The organism is Microbulbifer sp. ABH2_005, assembly GCF_056160005.1.
This window is the reverse complement of record NZ_JBSWWI010000001.1, coordinates 351,695-373,380: the sequence shown is the minus strand read 5'-3', so window position 1 is coordinate 373,380 and position 21,686 is coordinate 351,695. Positions and strand designations below refer to the sequence as shown.

The following is a 21,686-nucleotide window of genomic DNA, read 5'->3' as shown; positions in this document are numbered from 1 at the left end:
GTTCGATAAATTGCGCATGCAACTGCGCTATTATTTTCAAAGAGACTTTAGAAACAGCCTAATTAGAAAGTGCTGTAACTCAGCCCTAAGGCGTAGATCGGGCCATATTCTTCATATTGGCCGTTAAAGCCGGAGTTATGCACATAGTAGGGTTCATCGGTGAGGTTCACCCCGGTGAATGTCAGCTGCAGGCCGTTGCTAAAACGGTAACGAGCGGAGAGGTCCAATTGTAGGTGATCCTCTTCGTAGCGATCGCGAGAGGCATCCTCCATGTCTACCTCCAATAGTTGCTCACTGCGGAAAGCGGCGGACAAACGCAAGCTGAAGGCATCGCGCTCATAGCCGACAATAAAGTTCCCCACCAAATCGGCCTGGGAAGGTAGAGAGATTTTGTCACTACGCTGACGATCCGACCCCAGGCCAAGCCGGGCCTCAGAATCGGTGAGTGTCGCATTGGCGCGCAAGAGAAAGCCGTTATCAAAACCCCGTGTCCAGGCCAACTCAGCGCCATTAATTCGCGCACTGTCACCATTGATGGGTTGCATTACCTCAGCTTCTTCCACTGCCAGGTTGCCGATGTACTGAGTCAAGTCCGCGCTAAGGGAAACATCGGACATCACAATAAAGTTGTCGATATCTTTATGGAACAGCCCAAGGGAGAACATACCCAGGTGGTCCGCGTAATATTCCGCAGAGATATCCAGGTTACGGGATTCGTAGGGTTGTAAATTCGGGTTGCCAGCTTCCACTTCCAGCTCACCGTCGTCGTACTCAATTTTAGTCGGTGACGGATTCAGGTGACCAAACGAGGGACGTGAAAGGGACTCGGTGTAAGCTGCGCGTAGAACAATATTATCGTTGTAGTCAAACTTGAAGTTGACACTGGGAAAGAAATGATCGTAATCGCGCTGGAAGTTGACTGCACTGACATAGACCTCTTCAGCGATAGGATCAGCATCGGGCACCGGCTCCTCAGATTCGATGACACGCATCCCTTCGGCACTGAAATCGGTGTGCTCATAGCGCACACCAAAAACCCACTGGATACGATCGAGTTCTATGGTATTCATCACATAGAGTGCGCTGATATCTTCCTGCATCTTATAATCCCGCGCAGAGGAGAGCGCGGTTTCGGTTTCATCCAATTCAAAACTGGCGATATTGCGATTGATAAAGCTGTTGAGACTGCCAGGGTTAACTCCCGACCCAAAAGTATCGAGGCCGTAGTCGATATCGTTGCGGACAAAATCTACCAGCGTAAAATCACCACCAAAGCCATCATAAACACTGGCATTCAGGTCACCGCTCTTTTCCCGCTGGCGTTCGTGCAAGCCAAACTGCACGGTTGAGGCATAATCTCCCCACTCTATTTCCCTGGAAAAATCCAAGCGTACACTCAGCTCCTCATCCTCGGTGAAATTATCCTCAATCACCAGCTCGTCCAACTGGTAATTAGCGGGGTCTAATATTCTTTCAGCATCGGAACGGCCCACCGCCATACGCGGGGTCTTATCGGCTTCCACATAACCCAGGCGCAGTGGTTCGAGGACAAAGTCGGTATCACGGCGGTGAGGCTCGGATTCCTCCGCATGGGAATAGCCCAGCGCGTAGAACAGGCCCCACTGTTCGAAATTGTGCTCACCACCCAGTACTGTCGAAATAATTTCCTGTTCTTCCAGGCGATCCTTCAGAGACTTTTCCAGTGCCGCCTCGTCCCAAATTGCGGAATTTCTGGAAATCGTTTCCGGCTCATCGCGCTCAGCATCCAGTTTCCAGGAATTGCGCTGGCGAATCTCCTGATCGGAGAAGTCGGAATAAAGACTGTGCAGATATATACGTGCGTCACTGCTCAGTTCCAGATCAAAATTGGCGGCCACGCCGGTGCGCTCGCGGGTAATGGTGTAGTCCCGCTGCTCTATTTCGGTTGCACCGATTCCCTCACTACCATCCTCGGCCACAAGTTGTCTCCAGCTGCCATCGGTCTCGATATTTTCAGAACCAAAATCCCGTTCCTGATGGCTAACCGCCAGGGCAACACCGAAACGCCTATCGCCCTCGAGATCGAAAACATTGGTCATGGTGGCTGCGTATTTGGGGCTGTGCTCTTCCTGCAGATCGCTGTAACTGTTTTCAACGCTGAATTTATAGCGGCTGCCATCGTAATCCAGTGCGTTGATACTCTTGATCTCTATCGCCCCGCCGATGGAGTCTGCACTCATATCTGGAGTTAGGGTCTTAAATACTTCCAAGCTGGCGAGCAGGTCTGAGGGAATCACATCCAGGGCCACAGCGCGACTATCTGTTTCCGGTGCGGGCAGACTCACGCCATTGATGGTGGCGGCATTCAGGTTCGGATCTATACCGCGCACCCCCACAAAACGCCCCTCCCCCTGGTCGCGGGCGATAAAGACCCCCGGCATCCGCTGCAGGGCCTCGGTCACATTGGCATCCGGCAACTCACCGATGGCATCAGAGGTTTGTACCGCCACCAGCTTGTTGGAGTCCCGCTGGCGATCCAGGTCACTGCGCGCGTTGCTGGCTTGGGCGGTAACAGTCACCGTTTCCATGGCACGGGCCTGGTTGTCCTGTGCATAGGTATTAGCACACAGAGTGGCATTGGCGCAAAAAATTGCGGCGGCAAGTGTGGTAATGGGTGCATTGGGCAATCGAAAACTGATGTTTGTATTTTTCATGGCGTCCCACTCCGATTAATGCCGATGGCGTATTTAGTGGCTTATGAGTTGGAGCGCAGACTAGTGGGCGACTATGAACTTTACATGACGGTTTTTTTAAGCTGTCATCAAGCTTTCAGAAATACCTGGGAATATTCCCGCAAAAATGAAATATCATTCATTATTTATTTGGTGTTAAGCAAAAAATTTATTACTTATAACTTTATTGGCTGCAAACTGAACTAAGCAGACTGAACTAAATAGATGAGTCACCAGTTGAGGTAGCCAGAAAATACAATAATTTCCACCTTATGATTTTTTAGTCGTCCAATAAAAGCCTTTTTCTCAGGTTTCCTGCAATGGAGCAGCTGTAATGAAAGATTTCCCGAAAAATCCCGGCCGCCGAATGCTACTCAAAGCCATAGGCGGTGCCACTGCTGCGGGCGCCGCCACCAGCTTTATTCCCGGTTGTGGCTCGGAGCATAAACAGAAGAATCTTTCTTTCCAGGAAATTCCCCATAGCCTGGATTTCAACCATCACCTGCCGCAGGGTTATAGCGCTGATATTCTGCTGAGCTGGGGCGACCCCATTGTCGATAACATCGAGCAGTTTGATCCGAAAAAACTGACCGTACAGAGTCAGTCGCAACGCTTTGGCTACAACAATGACTTTATCGCCTTTATGCCACTGGCAGAGGATACCCCTGCGGGGCGCGGTGATATTCACTGCCAGAGCGGCAATAGCGATCGCGGCCTGCTGTGTGTAAACCACGAATATACCCAGCCGCACCTGATGTTTTCCGACTATAACGATGAATATAGTGCCACCCGTGGTGTCAGCGCAGAGCACGTCGCAATAGAAATGGCCGCCTGCGGGCACTCGGTTGTGGAAATCAAGCGCGCAGGCAAGGGCTGGCAGCCTGTCTTAGACAGCCCCTATAACCGCCGCATCACCTCAACCACGCCGATGCAAATTAGCGGCCCCGCCGCCGGGGACAAGCGCCTGCAAACCACTGCAGATCCCTCTGGCGCCCAGGTGCTCGGCACCATTGGCAACTGCGCCGGTGGCAAGACCCCCTGGGGCACGGTGTTGGTGGCCGAAGAGGGGTTTGGCGGCGCTTTCCAGGGTGACCCCGACAAGATCGAGGACCCTCGCGAGGCACGCAATCATCGCGATTTCGGTATAACACCCCACAACCGCAACTTGGGCGAATACGACCGGCGCTTTGATATCCAACACGAACCCAACGAGCCCAACCGCTTTGGCTGGATGGTGGAGTACGACCCCTACGATCCCCAGTCCACTCCGCGCAAACTGACCAACCTGGGCCGGTTTGAACACGAGGGCTTTACCCTGGTATGCAAGCCTAACCAACCCGCAGTGGCCTATGGCGGCGATGATGACGAGGGTCAGTTTGTCTACCGCTATGTCTCGAAAGAGGCTTACCTTCCACAAGATCCGGTCCACAATCGCAAGTTGCTGACCGAGGGCACACTCTATGCCGCACGTTTTGATCAGGACGGCAGCGGACAGTGGCTGCCGCTGGTATTCGGGCAGGGGCCTCTAAGCAGTAAAAATGGTTTTCACAACCAGGCAGATGTCTTGATTGATGTTCGCCGAGCCGCCGCATTGCTGGGCGCTACCCCCATGGATCGCCCGGAGGATGTGGAGACCAATCCCCACAACGACTGCACCTATGTAATGCTGACCAAGAATAAACGCCGCGCCGAGGATGGAGTGGATGCTGCCAATCCCCGCGCACGCAACGCTGCCGGGCATATTTTGGAAATTGTTCCCCCTGGAAAAAGTGGCGCAAGAGATCACACTAACGACAAGTTTCGCTGGCGGCAGTTTCTTCTGGGTGGTAACCCCAATGCCGAAAACCCCTTGGAACGCGGCGCCTACGGCCAGCAATCCAGCGACAACATTTCCAGTCACGGTTGGTTTGCCAATCCGGATAATGTCGCCTTCGATCCCCAGGGCAATATGTGGGTGGCCACAGACGGCTGTGAGAGCTTCGGCTTTCACGATGGACTCTGGGCCATAGCCACCGAGGGCCCACTGCGCGCCGCGCCCAAGCACTTCTTTGGTTGCCCCCGGGGCGCCGAAGTATGCGGCCCAGAGTTTACTCCTGATGGCAAAACCCTGTTTGTCTCGGTGCAACACCCCGCCGATGCCCTCAATTCTACCTACGACCAACCCCTGCACCGCTGGCCGGATAACAACCCAGAGCTACCACCGCGCCCCTCGGTATTGGCCATCTACCGGGACGATGGCGGCGAAGTAGGTAGTTAATATCATTGGGGCGGCGCACTTTCACACGGCGCCGCCAGCCCTGCTAGAATTTTTCTATTGAAGCCCTTTTTTGCGGCTCGCCGCCGGCCTCGAATAAGAGGCTGGCGGCCATTTAGTTGAGGTACCCCATGTTATCGAGGTGCGCCGCTGTTCTACGCCGCCTTGCAGTCATCCTGGTGGTGGCCACTAGCATCCCACTCCTGGGCCTGCAGCTTCAAGCTCAGGTACCAGAAAACCCCGTTAACTTACGGGGCAGTGGCGCCAGTTTTCCCTACCCGGTTTATGTGGAGTGGTTTCGCCAGTTCACTCATCGCGAAAACAATATTTTTATTTTTTACGAAATGACCAGTAGTGGCGACGGTATTCGCGATTTTCTCGGCCATACCGTAAATTTTGCCGCCTCCGACGCGGCCATAGAAATCGATGAGCTAAAAAAGGTCAAAGAGGGCGGTGTTGTATTGCCCGTTACCGCTGGGCAGGTGGTATTGGTGTTTAACTTGCCTGGTATCGACACATTAAAGCTATCACGGAAAGCCTATGTAGGCATTTTTATGGGCAAGGTTCGCCACTGGGATGACCCGCTTATCGCTGCCACTAATCCCGATATTAAATTACCGCGTACGGAAATCTCTGTGGTCACCCGCTCGGAGAGCTCGGGTACATCCTATATTTTTTCCGGTCACCTCAGCGCTGTTAGTGAGGAGTTTCGCCAAAATATTGGGCTCAACCGCACTCCCGACTGGCCCAGGTTATCAACCTTCAAACGAGCACCCGGCAACCAGGGCGTGGCGGCCAAGGTGCGGGAAATTCCAGGGGCCATTGGCTATGTGGAGCACGGCTTTGCCAAAATCGTAAACTTACCGCTAGCGGTTTTAGAAAACCGTTCGGGTCGGTATATCGAGGCCAATGCTGAAACTGGGTCAGCCGCTTTGGAAGAAGTGGAATTTCCCGATAGCAAGCTACCGGTAAGCGGTGCCCCCAATCTGATCGCCTGGGTTTGGGACCCCGAGGGCAAGGATGCTTACCCAATTACCAGCTTTTCCTGGCTACTGCTCTACGCCAAGCAGGAGGACAATATCGCTCAGGCTTTGCGACAAATGCTGGTATTTATGTTGAGTCAGAAAGCCCAGGCGGAAGCCGGTAAAATTGGCTTAGTGCCCTTGCCGGAAAACGTTCGCCTCAGAGTGCTGAACGCCGTGACTTACGTACAGTAGTTCAGGATTCCACAGTTTCATACTCCAACACGCAGTTGCGCCCGCTCCTTTTGGCTCGGTAGAGGGCGTTGTCGGCATGCTGTAATAGCTCCAATACATCGCCCTGCCCTCGCAACTGCGCCACTCCAATACTAGCGGTAAATTGCACCGGGCCCTGGGCAGACTTAATCATAATTTTGGCGATATCCCTGTGGATTCGCTCGGCGATCACCAATGTACCCGGGCCATCAGCACTAACCAGCAGAGCAAATTCTTCACCGCCTATGCGGCCAAACACATCTACTTCGCGTACATGCTGAGAAATCACCCTTGCGGTGGCACAGAGGGCCTGATCGCCAATCAGATGGCCGTGGCGGTCATTAATGGATTTAAAGCGATCGATATCCAGCATCAAAATGCCCAGGGGAATTCCCTTGCGCTGAGCCAGCTTAAGCAGCCGGTTAGACTCTTCAAAGAAGCTGCGCCGATTGTGAATACCGGTAAGGGGGTCTGTGCGCGCCTCCAGTTCCGCCCTGGTCTTGGCTGCTTCCAATTCTCTGGTGCGTGACTGCACCAGTTCTTCCAGATCGGACTTGGAAATTTCCAGCTGCTGCAGATATTTTTTTTCCGCTCTGTCCTTCTGCAGGCGCAGGCGTTGCACCATTAAACCAATCGCGCCCATGATCGCCAGCATCTCCACAAAGGAGGCCACCGGCGGCCAGTAGTAGTTGACCGGGTTGTGTACCACAAAGCCGAGATCGCGCATTGCCTGCACCAGTAATCCCAGTACCAGGGTGGCCCACCCCAAAGCAAATACCCCTGCGGCATTTTCTCCCTGGCGCCAGCGGGTCATAGCGATGGGAACCACTATTGGGTAACACAACAAAGCGATGATCATAGAGATCTGGGAGAGGGCCTTTAGCCCCAATAGCACGCAACCGATCAGGAAAGCGGCATTGAGCATCATCAGCTGCAAAAGAAAATCCAGTTTTGGAGTGAACTGACGGGTTTCGAGAAATGTACGCGCAAAAACAAGCCCGGCCATAATCGCCACAGCTCCACTCAGTGAGGCGTAACCCCAGTGGGAGCTGGCTGTCATCAGGTATTGATGGGTATATCCCAACACCGTACCCCACACCAGAATTTTGCTGGCGCAGTAAAAAGAGTAGATATAGAGAATCTTCTCCTTAATCGCGATCGCTCCTACCAAAGCGAAGAGTGCCATTAGGAAGTAGCCCCCAAACAGAAACGCGATCAAGCTGGTTTCGCCTTTACTGTTCTGTTGCAGCGCCTGAGGGCTCCAGATACGCAGGCTGGGAAATGCCACGCCCAAATCACCAACATCGAACCTCACCATCAACTCCTGAGTGGCCCCCGGTGCAATGGTAATTGGAAAAACAAAGCGGTTATGGGCCACCTGCCGACTGGCAAAAGGTTCGTAAATAGAGAGGTGGCTGATCTCGCGGTAGAGATCACCGCTAGCAGCCTCCCTACTGAAAGCCTGTAAACCCACCAGCTGGTGGTCAACATACTCAATATGGAGGGTTGTAGGCTGGCTGTCACGATTGCGCAAGGTAAAGTGAGACCAGAAGACACCGGCACTTAGGCCTGTGGAGCCAGCCGTCTCCAGAGTGCGAAACTCCCCAAGTTCATAGGCTTGTCGCGCAGTATAAATATCGCTCTCACCACTCTCGTCATGCCAGATGGCATGGAGACCGGTGGACTTTTCGCCGTTCTCGCTAACAGTTACATCCAGGGGCGCATGAGCCCAAACCGGCGCATTAGATAAAAAAACCGTATAGACAAAGAGAAGTAGGAAAACACATAAAGCGGGACGAAAGTACCAAGATTTGAAAACAGCTTGCCACAAATTCAGTAACCGCTGTCTTATTATTCTGTCTTTCATAATCCTGGCGCGCGGGAATAAACCTAACCGTTATAAATGCTTCCCCTATAGCAGTAAATGACACCCCCTCACTCAACCTGGGACATTCTGGGTAAAAAGTACTTTTTAATAGGTAGATTGCCGTATCTACCTTACCAAGCAGTCCTACCTTAGCGTCTTAAAAGTACTTTAGGGATGCTTACCCTATAAAGCCTTTATATTCAGGATAGTCTGTAAAAAAGTGAATATGCTTTTCGGAATGAGCCGCATTACTTCCAGTAAAATGGTCGACTGCTAAAAACCCTCGATCCACAGTACTCAAGTTGAGTACATGACTTTTTGCAGTAGTGGGGTTATTTAGTAAGACCTCAGTAATGGGCGAAAAGTAGCCCTAGATAATGTTCAAATCGGATCGGTAAGTGGATCCCAGGCAAACACCCCGACTGACTTTCGGGGTGTTTATTATTCCAAACCTAGAGGGCTTAGATGGAAAAGAACTGCTGAATCCCCAGCAATACATTGGTGGTGGCTACTGAGGCGAGGATGAGCCCCATCACCCGGCTGACAATACTGGCGCCGGCATCACCAATAAAGCGGTATATCCAGTTCGCAGTGAGCAGCAACGCCAGCACAATGCCCAACACCGCAAACATGGCGGTGGCGGTATTGAATTGGTGCATCATGTCGAAACGATGATTATCTGTAAGCACCACGGCCGCCAACATGGCGCCCGGCGAGGCAATGGAGGGCACCGCCAGTGGAAATATGGCAGTCTCATGGCCCTCGCGAACGATCTCCATCTCCTGCTCGGGCTTGCTATCGCCAAATATCATGGTAAGGGCGAACAGGAACAGCACCACCCCACCGGCCACCTGAAAGGCGGAAAGCGGTACACCGATAGCTTCCAACAGAAACTGACCGGCCAACAAAAAGAACAACAAGATGCCGGCAGCCACCAATACCGCCAACCAGGCGATTTTACGTTTTTGCCATTCGGCATGACGGGAAGTGACCGCAATAAATACCGGCAGGGTACCCACCGGGTCGATCACCGCAAAGAAAAAGACAAAACTACTGATCCAATCGTTCAATTGGTACTCCGGCGTGCCGTGCTACTATCCGCTTATTCCCTGCCGCGGGGAGATCGGCAAGCGCCGTGGCGGTGGAATCTGGAAAGGCACGGGATACTCCCGTCAGCCGCCCAAAACAGCTCCCCCGGACAAATGCTTAACCTGTAACCCAGAAACCAAGTCTAGTGCATGACAAATCACTCACCGACCGCCCGCCGCATCGCTAAGACCATCCTGAATGGTTTTGATGCGTATTTCGCAGACTACCAGAACATCACTCTAGGCGCCAAGGCACGCTTTGAGACCGCCTCCTGGCAGGCCGTTCATGATGCCAACAAGGAGCGTATTGACCTATACAAAACCAAGGTCAACCAGGTGCTCAAACTGGTGCACTCGGTGACCAGTAAAGACACCAGCCAGCTGGAACTTTGGAGAGATGCCCGCGCCACCTACGCGCAGTTGATCGCCAATCACAGTAATTACGAGATCGCAGAAACCTTCTTTAACTCTGTGTTTTGCAGCCAGTTCCATCACGCGGATATTCACGACAGAAATATTTTCGTCAAGCCCTCACGCGCTCCAGACGACAAACCGCTGCGGGATTACAGCATTTATATCAGCTACAGTGGGCGTGATGGACTCGAATACATGATCGAGGACATCCTCAAAGACTTCAGTTTTTCCGCACCCTGGGAAAACATGCAGCGGGATATAGAAAATATTTGCACGGCCCTGCGCGAGGCACCGCTGGCCAACCTGGAGAATGAGAAACAACTGCGTGTGGACATGCTGGAGTCAGTTTTCTACCGCAATAAGGCCGCCTATCTGGTTGGGCGTATGATTTTCAATGGCGAAGTGGTGCCGATTATTCTGCCCTGCTTGAATAACGGTCGCGGCGGCATTTTTGTAGATACCTTGCTGCACAGCAACGACTCCGCCAGTATCATCTTCAGTTTCACCCGCTCCTATTTTATGGTGGATGCGCCTATCCCCTCGCGCTTTGTGCGCTTCCTCTCCACCATTATGCCGCTTAAGGAAAAGTCGGAACTGTACAATTCCATCGGCTTCCACAAGCACGGCAAGACGGAATTCTATCGCCATATCCTGGCGCATATGAAGGTAAGCAGCGACCAGTTTGTGATCGCCCCCGGTATCAAAGGCATGGTGATGAGTGTATTTACCCTGCCCTCCTACCCGGTGGTTTTCAAAGTCATCAAGGACCGCTTCGACCGCCCCAAAACCGTCACGGAAGAAATTGTGCGGGATAAATACAAATTTGTATCCCGCTCCGACCGGGTTGGGCGCATGGCCGATACCCAGGAGTACACCAACTTCATCTTCTATCGCAATCGCTTTAGCGAGGAGTTGCTGCGTGAACTGCAGGAAGTCGCGCCCTCCAAACTGGTTATTAATGAAAAATGGGTGATCATCAAGCACCTCTATGTTGAGCGGCGTATGGAACCTCTTAACCTCTATCTGCAAAGCGCCAGCGAGGAGGAAACCCGCGAGGCCATGGAGGAGTATGGCAACGCCATCAAACAACTGGCGGCAGCCAATATCTTCCCCGGCGATATGCTCCTCAAGAATTTTGGTGTGACCCGTCACGGCCGTGTGGTTTTCTACGATTACGACGAACTTTGTCCCTTGACCGAATGCAACTTCCGCAAGATTCCCGAGGCACAAACTCCCGAGCAGGAGCTGGCGGATAAACCCTGGTACACCGTGGATGAGGCGGATGTTTTCCCAGAGGAATTTCGCCTGTTCTTCTCTGGCAACCCCATCGCGCGTGCCGCTTTTGAGAGGCTACACAGCGATCTCTACGACTATCGTTATTGGAGACGTCTGCAAGATCGAATCCGCGCCGGACACGTGGAAAGTGCCTTCCCCTACCGACGCAAATGGCGCTTTCACCGCCGCGCTCCGGCCATCGCACGGAACAAATAAGCGCGCAAACTATGGCTATATTGGTAGGAGGCCCCCACAATTCGAACAGGTGAACAGTGCGCATATTTGCATGGGCCGCAACCCTCGCGGCCCTGGCTCTATTAACGGCCAGCGGCTGCGGTTATCTGCCCAGCGAAATGACCATCCCCGGCAAGGAAAAGGCGCCGCCTCCTCACGCCCGTATCACCGGAAAGCCTCAAGTCGTCAGCTGTGCAACCCCTGCGCAAGGATTTCGCCAGATTCCTTTCGACAGCCTGTATACCTTTACCGGCAGTGAGCGTCAGCCATTTCAAGAGAAAACCAGTGTGCCAATGCAATACGATGTACTGGCCTATGTGTGGGGCAGCGAACGCTGTGCGCCGAGCGCCTTTTGCAGAAGAGGGAATTACTACTACTTAATCGGACGCGGACCCGGTAATGACTTCCAAACCTGGGTCGTTACCCCGCAGTATCCGCGTATGATTATTCAAACTCCCTGCGCCGAGCAATTGCGCATAGGGCAGCGCTACCGCTTCTCATTCAGCCGCGGCAAATTGGTGGGCTTCAGCCCAGTGAGATAGCGACTCGGCCAGCCGCAAATGAGCTATCGTCAGATATCAATAAGGAATATCCTGCCTTAGCGTTCTAATTTATCGGTCTCCACACTGGATTAATCTTCCTGGCCGAGGCGTTTCAAGTAACCGTAAATAGCATCCTGGGCGCGACAACTTTTTCCCTCTCGATTGGCCAGGCGGGTATTACTCTGCATGGCATCCAAAATTCTCGCTTTCTGATTATCGCTCCACTGCAAATCCATAATATGCCTGATGGTCTTGCGATGCTCCGGGTTGGATACCGGAAAGGTGACCTCCACCCGCTGGTCCAAATTGCGCTTCATCAGATCAGCTGAGGACATCCACATAATCTCCTCGCCACCATTATGGAAAATGTACACGCGCGCGTGTTCCAGGTATTTATCGACCAGGCTGATGGCTTGGATATTGTCAGACAGTCCGGGAGTTTCACAGATGAGCGAACACATACCGCGAATCAGCAATTTTATTTTTACCCCTGCTGCACTGGCCCTATAGAGTTGCTCAATCACCTGGCTGTCGACCAGGTTATTGCATTTAAAAAACAGCCCAGCCTCACGCCCTTCCTTGGCCGCTTCTATCTCCCGCTCAATAGCTTCTTCTAAGGAATTGCGCAGATTAAATGGTGAGACAATGATATTTCTATAAACAGGCCGCTTATCCGGGGAGCGCATAAATTCAAATACATTGTATATTTCACGACCAACCGACTGGTCATTAGTCAGCAAGCTAAAATCACAATAAATACGAGCAGTGTTTTCATTGAAATTACCAGTGCCCAAATGAGTATAAAAACGGTTTTTGCCTTCCTCCCGCCGCACCACAGAAATTAATTTAGCATGTACTTTCAGACCCGGTATTCCGTAGACCACCTGAACACCAGCTTCTCTCAATTCATGAGACCAGTGGATATTGGCCATTTCATCGAAGCTCGCCCTCAGCTCCACTACGGCAATCACTTTTTTATTGTTTCTCACCGCATTAATTAGTGCGGCCACCACCCGTGAGTTTTTTGCCACCCGGTAAAGGCTGATACGAATCTCCCTTACTTTGGGGTCTATGGCTGCCGAGGCGAGGAAATTGGTGATCGCACGAAAATCGTGGTAGGGATAATAGAAAAGCTGATCACCTAGCCTCAATTGTGCAAAGATACTCTCGTTGACCGGCAGGGTAGGTAATGGCGCCATGCGCTTGTAGCGATGACTACGCGAGTCACTGGCAAAGCCCATCAGGTCTTTGGAATTGTGATACCGCCCACCTGGGGTGTAGCTGTCATAGCGGCCCATTTTTAACTTTTTCTTCACCAGCCCCAACAATGCCTTGGGCATTTCCGCATCATAGGCCAGACGCACTGGGTCCGCATATTTTCTCTGTTTAAGAGAGCGCTCAACGCGGTCCACAATATTCTGGGTAACCTCTTCACTAACTTCCAATTCCGCATCGCGGCTGATCTTAAACATATAAGCTTGGGCGGAAATAATCGGCAGCACATGACGAAACACATCCATCAGGCAAGCGCGAATGATATTATCCAGAACAATATAAACTTTTTCCCGCTTACCCTTGCGCGCTGGAATTTCCACAAAGCGCGAGAGGGTGTCCGTTGGAATTTCCATAGCGGCATAGCGCCGCAGGTTACCTTTTAATGCAAGGGTAATTGCAAAATAAATGTTCTTTTCGTTGAGCAGCGGCATGGTATTGCGCTCATCGATAAAGAAAGGCTCCAACTCTGGCAGCACCTCACGGTGAAAGTACTCTTCGACAAAAGCCCGCTGCTGCTCATTCAGGTGGGTTTCCCGGACAATGTGGATATTGTGCTTATCAAGGACCGAGAGCACTTCGGCATAGGCTTTGGAGTAGCGCCTTTGCAGCTGTAATACCCGGCTATTAATTTGCCCGAGCAGATCTGAAAAGTGCTGTTTCTGCTCCTCGCCGATAGTAAATGCCGTGAGTCTACGAACATCGGCCACTCGCACCCGAAAAAATTCATCCAGGTTATTGGAGAAAATACCCAGAAAGTGTACCCGCTCGATAATGGGTACACTCTCATCTTCCACCTCCTGCAACACCCGTTCGTTAAAGGACAACCAGCTCAATTCTTTGGGGAAGAGGGGGATATCACTCGGCATCGGAAAACCATTTCACATAATTACCAGTTCAAACATCATAACAAGATCGACCGGGATAAAATCCCACAAAAAGACGAAATCTCTATGACAGGGGTATACTTAGCGCAAGCCGAGCGCTCTCAAAACAAACTCGTGCAGCTCTCCTTACCCACAGGGCACTTCGCACTAACCAAAATTATTTGGTGATTTTGCAAGTGCAGGAGCGGTTTGCTCTTTAAATTTAAGCAGGTGCCAGGATGCCTACACAAACACCGATTGAACGCTATGTCGCGCTCGACCTCGGTTCCAACAGCTTCCACCTGTTACTGGCAGAATTCCGTGGGCAGCGTATGGTGCGCCTGCATACAGACCGCGCGATGGTGCGCCTGGCGGAGGGGTTAAATGCCCATCACCACCTGGACCCGGCAGTGTCTGAGCGCGCCCTGGCCGCCCTTACCCGCTTCCAGCCAGTACTACAAAAACTGCCGGCAGATCATATTCGCGTCGTCGGCACCAATACCCTCCGTGCCGCCGCGGCCAATGCCGATGGCTTTCTCGAAGAGGCCGAGTCAATTCTCGGCGTGCCCGTGGAAATTATTAGCGGCATTGAGGAGGCGCGGCTAATTTACAGTGGAGTAATGGCCGCTGCCGACGGTCCACCGCGGCTTCGCTGCATCATCGATATCGGCGGAGGCTCCACCGAACTGGTGCGCGGTAGCGAAGCCCCTCAACAATTGCAAAGCCTGGAAATGGGCTGTGTTTCCTACAGCCGACGCTTTTTTGCCGATGGCTTAATCAGCGAAAATACTGTCAACCATTTTAAGCGCGCACAGCGCGCCGCCCGTGCCGAGCTGCAGGAACTTCAGCACATCGCAGCCGAAGCGGAAGTAATCGGTTGCTCGGGCAGTGTGAAAGCGGTTTCCCGGGTGCTCAATGGAGGGGAAGTGGCGGATATCCTGCGGGAGGATATCAACCGGCTCGCCGAAGAAGTCTCCCAGGTGGAGCATATCGCCGAACTGGACCTGCCCAATCTCGATGAGGAGCGGCGCCCCGTATTCGCCGCTGGCCTGGCAATCCTGCATGCCATCTTCTGTGAGCTGGATATCCAACGTATGGAAGTTTCCCCTTATGCCATCCGCGAGGGCATAGTGCACGACCTGGCGGGGCGACTGCACGGTGGCGATCGCCGCGCCAGCACAGTGGACGCCGTGGTACAGCGCTGGCAGATCGATCAAAACCAGGTACGCCGCGTCAATGACACCGCACTTAAACTGCTGCAGCAACTCCGCCCCGAATATCCACTCGAGAGCAGGCAGCGGCTGCGCTGGGCCATCCAGTTACACGAAGTGGGACTGGCGCTCACCCACAGCAGCTTCCGAAAACTCGGTGCCTATATGATCAAGCACGCAGATATGGCCGGATTTTCCAATGGTGAGCAGGAACACCTGGCCTATCTGGTGCGCAACCAGCGCGGCACTATCAAGCCTCCTAAAGAACACTATGGTTTCCACCCGAGCCCGGATTTACTGCTGTGCCTGCGCCTGGCCTGCATTATTCACCGCGACCGCACGGAGCGCACTCTGCAGGGTGTTAACCTGGCAGACCAGGGAGACGCCTTCCGCCTGCAGATAACGCGGGACTGGCTCGACAAGAGCCCCGCCATCGAAGAGCTGCTCTACCAAGAGGAGCAGCACTGGCAATCACAGAATCGTCCGCTGCGCCTGCTGGCGGTGTGATCTCTTCAGCCAATTCAAGGGCCCGATTTAGAGCGGGCCCGCAGCCATTTGCAACCTACAATCAGTACCTATGAAGCTCAGCGAAGTTACCCTCAGCCACCACTACGCCGATATGGGCGATGTCTTTGGCCGCCGTATCGCCCCCACACCTTTCAAGCACCCACAGCTAATCGATATCAACCCCGCGGTGCTGCAGCTGCTCGGTATCGATGCTTCAGAGGCGACCAATCCCGACTGGGCCGAGCTGGGCTGTGGTGCCAAGCTGTTTCAGGGCAGCCGCCCCTTCGCAATGAAGTACACAGGCCATCAGTTTGGCGTCTACAACCCGGATCTGGGTGACGGTCGCGCCCTGCTGCTGGGGGAAATAGAACAACAGGGCAAAGAGTGGGAATTACACCTGAAAGGCGCCGGCCAAACCCCCTACTCCCGCTTTGGCGACGGCCGCGCGGTGTTGCGCTCCACTATTCGGGAATATCTCGCCGGCGAGGCTTTAAGTGGCCTGGGCATTCGCTCTACCCGCGCGTTGAGTATCGTCGGCAGCGACGAGTCAGTGACCCGCGAGCAAATTGAAAGAGGCGCAATGCTGATCCGCGTGGCCGAGAGCCATGTGCGCTTCGGCCACTTCGAATACCTGTTTTACACCAAGCAACTGCAGGCCCAGCAACAGCTTATCGGTGAGATTTGCCGGCGTTTTGTTCCCGATACCCAAGGGCTCAATGTCGGCGAGCAGGCCGAAGCCATGCTGCGCTTTACCACCAAACGCAGTGCCGAACTGGTGGCCGGCTGGCAGGCGGTGGGTTTCGCCCACGGCGTGCTGAATACCGACAATATGTCGATCATTGGCGACACCTTCGACTACGGCCCCTATGCCTTTCTCGATGACTACGACCCCACTTTTATCTGCAACCATTCGGACCATACCGGTCGCTACGCCTTCGAGCAGCAGCCCGGTGTGGTGCTCTGGAACCTGAATGCCCTGGCCCACGCTCTATCCGGTTTTGTCAGTGTGGAAGCACTGCGAGACTGCCTGGAGCAGTTCCAGCCTCTGGTGACCGATGCCTATGCTTCGAGGATGCGTGCCAAACTGGGGCTTACCACCGAGGAGGATGGCGATCAGGCGCTGTGCGCCGATCTACTGCAGCTGTTACAACAGGGGGAAGCGGACTACACACGCTTCTTCCGCGCCCTGTCCCACTACCGCGGCGAGCGCCCCGCCCAAGGACTTCAGGAATGTCTCGCCGAGGCTCAGCACAGTACTCTCGAGCAGTGGCTGGAGCACTACGACCGACGCCTGGCGCGCGAGCACAGTGATTCCTGCGCCCGCAACCGAGCCATGCTGGCGGCAAACCCTAAATACCTGTTGCGTAACTATTTGGCGCAGAAGGTTATCGAGGCTGCCGAAGGTGGGGATTACCAGCCCTTGCGCACCCTGCGCCAGCTACTGCAGAACCCATTTGACGAGCATCCTCAACACGAAGTCTGGGCCAGCGCCCCACCGGAATCCGGCAAGCGTATGCCGCTGAGCTGTAGCTCTTAGCAAGGCTAAAGTGGTACAACTTGCGAACAAATTGCCGGGATTTGCGGTCAAATGTCGTCTGTATGCGGTTATTTTTTTACCCGATGGTGACTTATGCGGTGTCGCTGCAAGTGACTTCCTGTAAGATCTGGGTCACCCACTGAATAGAGGAAAACCTACAAATGATAAGAAACCTGCTTCTGGCCACATTCGGCCTGTTGTTCGCCCTGCAGGCCAATGCCGCAGATGTTGTAGGCAAGTGGCGCACTATCGATGACGAATCCGGCAAGCCCAGATCCATCGTGGAAATTTATGAAAAGGACGGCAAGTACTTCGGCAAGATCGTCCAGCTGTTGCTGAAACCCAATGACACCATTTGCGAGAACTGTCCTGGCGACCTGAAAGGCAAGCCTATCGTAGGAATGGACGTGATCACCAATATGGTGCAGAAAGGCAAAAAATACGAAGGCGGGGAAATTATGGACCCGGTGAAAGGCAAGGTGTACGACTGCAAGTTCTGGCTGGAAAACGACAACACCCTGAAAGTGCGCGGTTACCTCGGTTTTCTCTACCGTACCCAGACCTGGTACAGAGTCGAAGAGTAAAATACAGGGCCCGCAGTGCGGGCCTTTCTTTTTTCTAGTTTTTTTCTAGCGAGTAGTCGCTGGCTAGTCCGATTTAAATAACTAGCCCCTCTTAGTTCCGCTAGTTCCGCGCTCTGCGCAAATCCCAACTCTTCCAGTTTTTCTATTTTTCTACAGAACCACTCTGCCACTCTCACCGGTAGAGGCGCGTGCGGATACCACTTTGGCATCCTCACTGGTATCGATACGCACCTTGGCACTCATCCCTGCGCGTAGCGGCGGCGCATCCTTGAGGGGATAAAGGCGCAACCGCACCGGCACCCGCTGCACTACCTTTTGCCATTCGCCGCTGGCATTCTGCGGCGGGGTTGGAGAGAACTCACTGCCGCTAGCCGGGCTCATGCTGTCCACCTGGGCCTGCCACTCAAAGTCCGGGTAAGCATCGAGGGTCACCTCCGCCTGCTGGCCTGTGCGCACCCTGGCCAGTTCGGTCTCCTTAAGGTTGGCTTCCACCCATAGGCCGCTGGTGCCCACCATATACAGGAGGCTCTCACCAACAGTCGCCATCTCTCCGACCTGTGGCAGGGTATTGGCGATCACACCATCCATAGGTGCAATAATACGGGTGCGCGACAGCTGATAATTGGCTTTGTCCAATTGCGCCTGAGCCACCTTGAGATCGGCCTGCTCTTCCAGGGCCACACTGGGGTCGCCACCCAGCTCGGCACGCAGACTGGAGAGTTTCTCCGCATTGATGGTGATTTGCGCGCGGGCCCGCTCCAGCTGCTGGCGGGCACTATCCAGTTCCGCCTCAGAGAAGGCTACCTTGCCCAGTTTTTCATTGCGCTCCAGCTGGCGCCGGTAGAAGTCTGCATCTTTGCGCGCCTGCTGCAGGGCGGCATCCGCCTCGGCATATTCGGCGCGTCGCGCCAGCAGGTCATTGCGCACCTGGGCCAGGCGCGCCTCGGCCTCGGTCACCGCCAGTTCATAGGCGGTGCGATCAATTTGAATCAGTAGCTGGCCTTTGAAAACCGGCTCATTGGCACTCACCAGTACTTTGGTCACCACACCATGAACTTCCGGCGCCAGGGATACCTTATCCGCCTTTACATAGGCGTTTTGCGTCTCGACGATATCGCCGCCGCCATACAGGCTCCAGCCGGCCGCCAGGGCGACAAGCGCCAACCCCAGGGCGCCCCCCAGCTTGCGCATCGCGCTCGACTTTAGCTTTAGGTGCAGCTTTTCAGTCACATTCAATCTCTTCGCCTATCAAATTCTTGCGCAGCCGCCCGAGCAGCGCCTGCAGTTGTCCTATTTCCGCCGCAGTAAAGCCATCCAGGGCGTGATTGCGGGTCTCCTCTGCCAAATCACCCAGCAGCGCCATCGCCGGCTGGGCCAAATCGGTGGGGTAAATCCTGAAACAGCGCCGATCCGCAGGATCGGGCCGCCGCTCCACCAGCCCTTCGCCCTGTAGCTTATCGAGCAGGCGCGCCAGACTGATCGGTGCCATCTCCAGGCGCCCCGCCAGTGCAGTTTGCTTCAGCCCCTGCTCTCGCGTCAGATGCCAGAGCACCTGCCAGCGGGCATCACTGAGGCCGTGATCCCGTGCGCGGCGGTCAAAGTTACGCCGCAGCAGGCGTGCCGCACTGTGCAGCGCAAAGCTCATCTCGGTTGCGCTGTCTTTTCCTGACTCGCCCATCCCTGACATAGCCTCTCCCTTTTTTGAGGGCGCTCATTATAAGCCTGCTTATTATTTCATCAATGCGCGGCTTATCAATAAAAAGCTGGCAATAAAAAAGCGGTCGCAATGACCGCTTTGGCTCTACCGCATCACTGATGGGCTTATTTTTCCAGCACCTCGATGCTATCGACCTTCTGGAAGCCCCGCGGCAGCTTGTTGCCCCGTCGGCCGCGCTCACCGCGATAGTGCTCCATCTCCGAGATCTTGATCTTGGTATGGCGCTTGCCGGCGTGCACGACCAGCTGGTTTTTACCCTCTAACACGGCGATTCCCACCACCACTTCCTCGCGGCTGGCAGCCCGCGCGGCAGTGATATTGATAATCTTGTTGCCCTTGCCTTTCGACAATTCCGGCAACTCTGTGACAGGGAATACCAACATGCGCCCCTCTGAGGTCACTGCTGCCAGCAGCGCTTCTTCTGGACTGTCTAGCAACTGTGGCGGCAGTACCTGCGCGCATTTGGGCAGGGTCAACATGGCTTTACCCGACTTGTTGCGCGACTGCAGATCGGCGAGCCTGGCGATAAAGCCATAACCCGCATCGGAAGCCAACAGAACCCGCTGGTCGTCGGACCCCATCAACAGGCCCTTAAAAGTCGCTCCAGAAGGAGGGTTGATACGGCCACTCAGTGGCTCACCCTGTCCCCGTGCCGAAGGTAAGGTATGGGCAGCAATGGAATAACTGCGCCCGGTGCTGTCGAGCAACAGCGCGGGTTGGTTACTCTTGCCGCGTGCGGCAAAGCCAAGGTTATCTCCAGCCTTATAGCTCAGCGCCGCCGCATCAATCTCATGGCCCTTGGCCGCACGAATCCAGCCTTTCTCGGAAACCACCACGGTGATGGGGTCGGAAGACAGCAGCTCAGATTCGCTAAACGCCCTGGCTTCTTCGCGGGCCACAATGGGGGAACGGCGCTCGTCGCCGAACTCATTGGCCGCAGCCAGCAATTCTTTCTTGATCAGGGTCTTGAGGCGGCGCTCACTATCCAGGGTCTTGGTCAGGGTATCGCGCTCTTTCTCCAGCTCCGCCTGCTCGCCGCGGATTTTCATTTCTTCCAATCGCGCTAACTGACGCAGCTTGGTATCGAGAATGTAATCCGCCTGGATATCCGTCAGCTCGAAGCGATCCATCAGCTCCTGCTTGGGCTCGTCGCTGGTACGGATAATCTCGATCACTTCATCGATATTGAGGAAGGCAACCAACAAGCCTGCCAACAGGTGCAGGCGCTTCTCTACTTTATCAAGGCGGAACTGCAAACGGCGGCGGGTGGTGGTGGCGCGGAAAGTCAGCCACTCGCGCAGAATCTTATCGAGGGACTTCACCTGTGGGCGGCCATCGATACCGATCATATTCATATTGACGCGGTAGTTGCGCTCCAGGTCAGTGGTTGCGAACAGGTGATTCATCACCGATTCCATTTCCACTCGGTTGGACTTGGGCACAATCACCAGGCGTGTGGGATTTTCGTGATCCGATTCATCGCGCAGGTCGCTCACCATCGGCAGCTTCTTCGCCTGCATCTGCTGCGCGATCTGCTCCAGTACCTTGGCGCCGCTCACCTGGTGGGGCAGCGCGGTAATCACAATATCGCCGTCTTCTTTACTCCACAGGGCGCGCATCTTGATAGAGCCACGACCGCTGGTGTAAATCTTACGAATGTCTTCGCGCGGGGTAATAATCTCCGCCTCCGTGGGCATATCCGGACCGAGAATATGCTCGCACAACTCTTCCACCGTGGCTTTCGGGTTTTCCAGCAGTGCCACCGTCGCGTTGACCACTTCGCGCAAATTGTGCGGCGGAATATCGGTGGCCATACCCACGGCAATACCGGTGGTACCATTTAACAGGATATTCGGCACCCGCGCCGGCAACACACAAGGCTCATCCATGGTGCCATCGAAATTCGGCTGCCAATCCACCGTGCCCTGGCCCAGTTCCGACAGCAAGACTTCCGAATATTTACCCATGCGCGACTCGGTGTAACGCATAGCCGCGAAAGACTTGGGATCATCCGGCGAGCCCCAGTTGCCCTGGCCGTCGATCAATGGGTAGCGGTAGCTGAACGGCTGTGCCATCAATACCATCGCCTCATACACGGCGCTATCGCCGTGGGGATGGTACTTACCGATCACATCGCCGACGGTGCGCGCGGACTTCTTATACTTGGCGGTATTCTTCAGGCCCAGCTCGCTCATAGCGTAGACAATACGCCGCTGCACCGGCTTCAGGCCGTCACCGATATTCGGCAGGGCACGATCCAGGATCACATACATGGAGTAATCCAGGTACGCCTTTTCGGTGTACTCCTTTAACGGCAGGCGCTCTGTGGCCTCATAGACAGAGGTGTCGGTCATACAGCACTCGTTATTCGA

14 protein-coding genes are annotated in these 21,686 nt (G+C 54.3%); 7 read left to right on the top strand and 7 right to left on the bottom strand.

Annotation, left to right across the window (positions count from 1 at the left end):
• Positions 1–62 precede the first annotated feature (62 nt).
• Positions 63–2,693 carry a TonB-dependent receptor gene (locus ACXAFI_RS01625; RefSeq protein ID WP_475107419.1) on the bottom strand — a complete coding sequence of 877 codons (2,631 nt, stop codon included), beginning with the start codon at positions 2,691–2,693 and terminating at the stop codon, positions 63–65.
• 352 nt (positions 2,694–3,045) lie between these two features.
• On the opposite strand from ACXAFI_RS01625, the gene ACXAFI_RS01620 reads away from it, so the two are divergent.
• Both ACXAFI_RS01620 and pstS read left to right on the top strand, forming a co-directional pair.
• Positions 3,046–4,968: a PhoX family protein gene (locus ACXAFI_RS01620; RefSeq protein ID WP_475107418.1), complete on the top strand. Its 1,923-nt coding sequence runs from the start codon at positions 3,046–3,048 to the stop codon at positions 4,966–4,968.
• 128 nt (positions 4,969–5,096) lie between these two features.
• The gene (gene pstS / locus ACXAFI_RS01615; RefSeq protein WP_475107417.1) at positions 5,097–6,182 is read left to right on the top strand and encodes a phosphate ABC transporter substrate-binding protein PstS; all 1,086 of its coding nucleotides are present in this window, start codon (positions 5,097–5,099) and stop codon (positions 6,180–6,182) included.
• Between the two features lies 1 nt (position 6,183).
• Here the strand turns inward: pstS and ACXAFI_RS01610 are convergent, their stop codons facing one another.
• Together ACXAFI_RS01610 and ACXAFI_RS01605 are read right to left on the bottom strand one after the other, a co-directional pair.
• Entirely contained in the window at positions 6,184–8,067 is a 1,884-nt protein-coding gene (locus ACXAFI_RS01610) for a diguanylate cyclase (RefSeq protein WP_475107416.1), read from the bottom strand.
• A gap of 461 nt (positions 8,068–8,528) precedes the next feature.
• Positions 8,529–9,137, bottom strand: a complete 609-nt coding sequence (locus tag ACXAFI_RS01605; protein ID WP_152454979.1) for a MarC family protein — start codon at positions 9,135–9,137, stop codon at positions 8,529–8,531.
• Positions 9,138–9,305: 168 nt separating this feature from the next.
• Between ACXAFI_RS01605 and aceK the strand changes: the two genes are divergently transcribed.
• Complete coding sequence (gene aceK, locus ACXAFI_RS01600; protein WP_475107415.1) at positions 9,306–11,060, top strand: bifunctional isocitrate dehydrogenase kinase/phosphatase; 1,755 nt, start codon at positions 9,306–9,308, stop codon at positions 11,058–11,060.
• A 56-nt stretch (positions 11,061–11,116) separates the two neighbouring features.
• On the top strand, positions 11,117–11,620 hold the full coding sequence (locus ACXAFI_RS01595) for a hypothetical protein (RefSeq protein WP_475107414.1): 504 nt from the start codon (positions 11,117–11,119) through the stop codon (positions 11,618–11,620).
• 89 nt (positions 11,621–11,709) lie between these two features.
• On the opposite strand, the gene ppk1 is transcribed toward ACXAFI_RS01595, so the two are convergent.
• On the bottom strand, positions 11,710–13,761 hold the full coding sequence (gene ppk1 / locus ACXAFI_RS01590; RefSeq protein ID WP_475107413.1) for a polyphosphate kinase 1: 2,052 nt from the start codon (positions 13,759–13,761) through the stop codon (positions 11,710–11,712).
• Positions 13,762–13,997: 236 nt separating this feature from the next.
• On the opposite strand from ppk1, the gene ACXAFI_RS01585 reads away from it, so the two are divergent.
• The 3 genes from ACXAFI_RS01585 to ACXAFI_RS01575 all read left to right on the top strand — a co-directional run bounded on the left by ACXAFI_RS01585 (position 13,998) and on the right by ACXAFI_RS01575 (position 17,597).
• A complete protein-coding gene (locus ACXAFI_RS01585; RefSeq protein ID WP_475107412.1) occupies positions 13,998–15,476 on the top strand; it encodes a Ppx/GppA phosphatase family protein in 1,479 nt (492 codons plus the stop codon).
• A gap of 70 nt (positions 15,477–15,546) precedes the next feature.
• Positions 15,547–17,013, top strand: coding sequence for a protein adenylyltransferase SelO (locus ACXAFI_RS01580; RefSeq protein ID WP_475107411.1), 1,467 nt, complete (start codon positions 15,547–15,549; stop codon positions 17,011–17,013).
• A 161-nt stretch (positions 17,014–17,174) separates the two neighbouring features.
• Positions 17,175–17,597, top strand: coding sequence for a DUF2147 domain-containing protein (locus ACXAFI_RS01575; RefSeq protein WP_475107410.1), 423 nt, complete (start codon positions 17,175–17,177; stop codon positions 17,595–17,597).
• 150 nt (positions 17,598–17,747) lie between these two features.
• On the opposite strand, the gene ACXAFI_RS01570 is transcribed toward ACXAFI_RS01575, so the two are convergent.
• From ACXAFI_RS01570 to parC, 3 genes are all read right to left on the bottom strand, one after another.
• Complete coding sequence (locus tag ACXAFI_RS01570) at positions 17,748–18,827, bottom strand: HlyD family secretion protein (protein ID WP_475107409.1); 1,080 nt, start codon at positions 18,825–18,827, stop codon at positions 17,748–17,750.
• A complete protein-coding gene (locus ACXAFI_RS01565; protein WP_475107408.1) occupies positions 18,820–19,284 on the bottom strand; it encodes a MarR family winged helix-turn-helix transcriptional regulator in 465 nt (154 codons plus the stop codon). Before ACXAFI_RS01565 ends, ACXAFI_RS01570 begins: the two co-directional genes overlap by 8 nt.
• 134 nt (positions 19,285–19,418) lie before the next feature.
• Entirely contained in the window at positions 19,419–21,668 is a 2,250-nt protein-coding gene (parC, locus tag ACXAFI_RS01560; RefSeq protein ID WP_475107407.1) for a DNA topoisomerase IV subunit A, read from the bottom strand.
• Positions 21,669–21,686: the final 18 nt, after the last annotated feature.

What these genes read in the sequence shown, in the direction of transcription:
- ACXAFI_RS01625 (WP_475107419.1), bottom strand. Translation starts at nt 2,693, where the DNA reads ATGAAAAATACAAACATCAGTTTTCGATTGCCCAATGCACCCATTACC.
- ACXAFI_RS01620 (WP_475107418.1), top strand. Translation starts at nt 3,046, where the DNA reads ATGAAAGATTTCCCGAAAAATCCCGGCCGCCGAATGCTACTCAAAGCC.
- pstS (WP_475107417.1), top strand. Translation starts at nt 5,097, where the DNA reads ATGTTATCGAGGTGCGCCGCTGTTCTACGCCGCCTTGCAGTCATCCTG.
- ACXAFI_RS01610 (WP_475107416.1), bottom strand. Translation starts at nt 8,067, where the DNA reads ATGAAAGACAGAATAATAAGACAGCGGTTACTGAATTTGTGGCAAGCT.
- aceK (WP_475107415.1), top strand. Translation starts at nt 9,306, where the DNA reads ATGACAAATCACTCACCGACCGCCCGCCGCATCGCTAAGACCATCCTG.
- ppk1 (WP_475107413.1), bottom strand. Translation starts at nt 13,761, where the DNA reads ATGCCGAGTGATATCCCCCTCTTCCCCAAAGAATTGAGCTGGTTGTCC.
- ACXAFI_RS01585 (WP_475107412.1), top strand. Translation starts at nt 13,998, where the DNA reads ATGCCTACACAAACACCGATTGAACGCTATGTCGCGCTCGACCTCGGT.
- ACXAFI_RS01580 (WP_475107411.1), top strand. Translation starts at nt 15,547, where the DNA reads ATGAAGCTCAGCGAAGTTACCCTCAGCCACCACTACGCCGATATGGGC.
- ACXAFI_RS01575 (WP_475107410.1), top strand. Translation starts at nt 17,175, where the DNA reads ATGATAAGAAACCTGCTTCTGGCCACATTCGGCCTGTTGTTCGCCCTG.
- ACXAFI_RS01565 (WP_475107408.1), bottom strand. Translation starts at nt 19,284, where the DNA reads ATGTCAGGGATGGGCGAGTCAGGAAAAGACAGCGCAACCGAGATGAGC.
- parC (WP_475107407.1), bottom strand. Translation starts at nt 21,668, where the DNA reads ATGACCGACACCTCTGTCTATGAGGCCACAGAGCGCCTGCCGTTAAAG.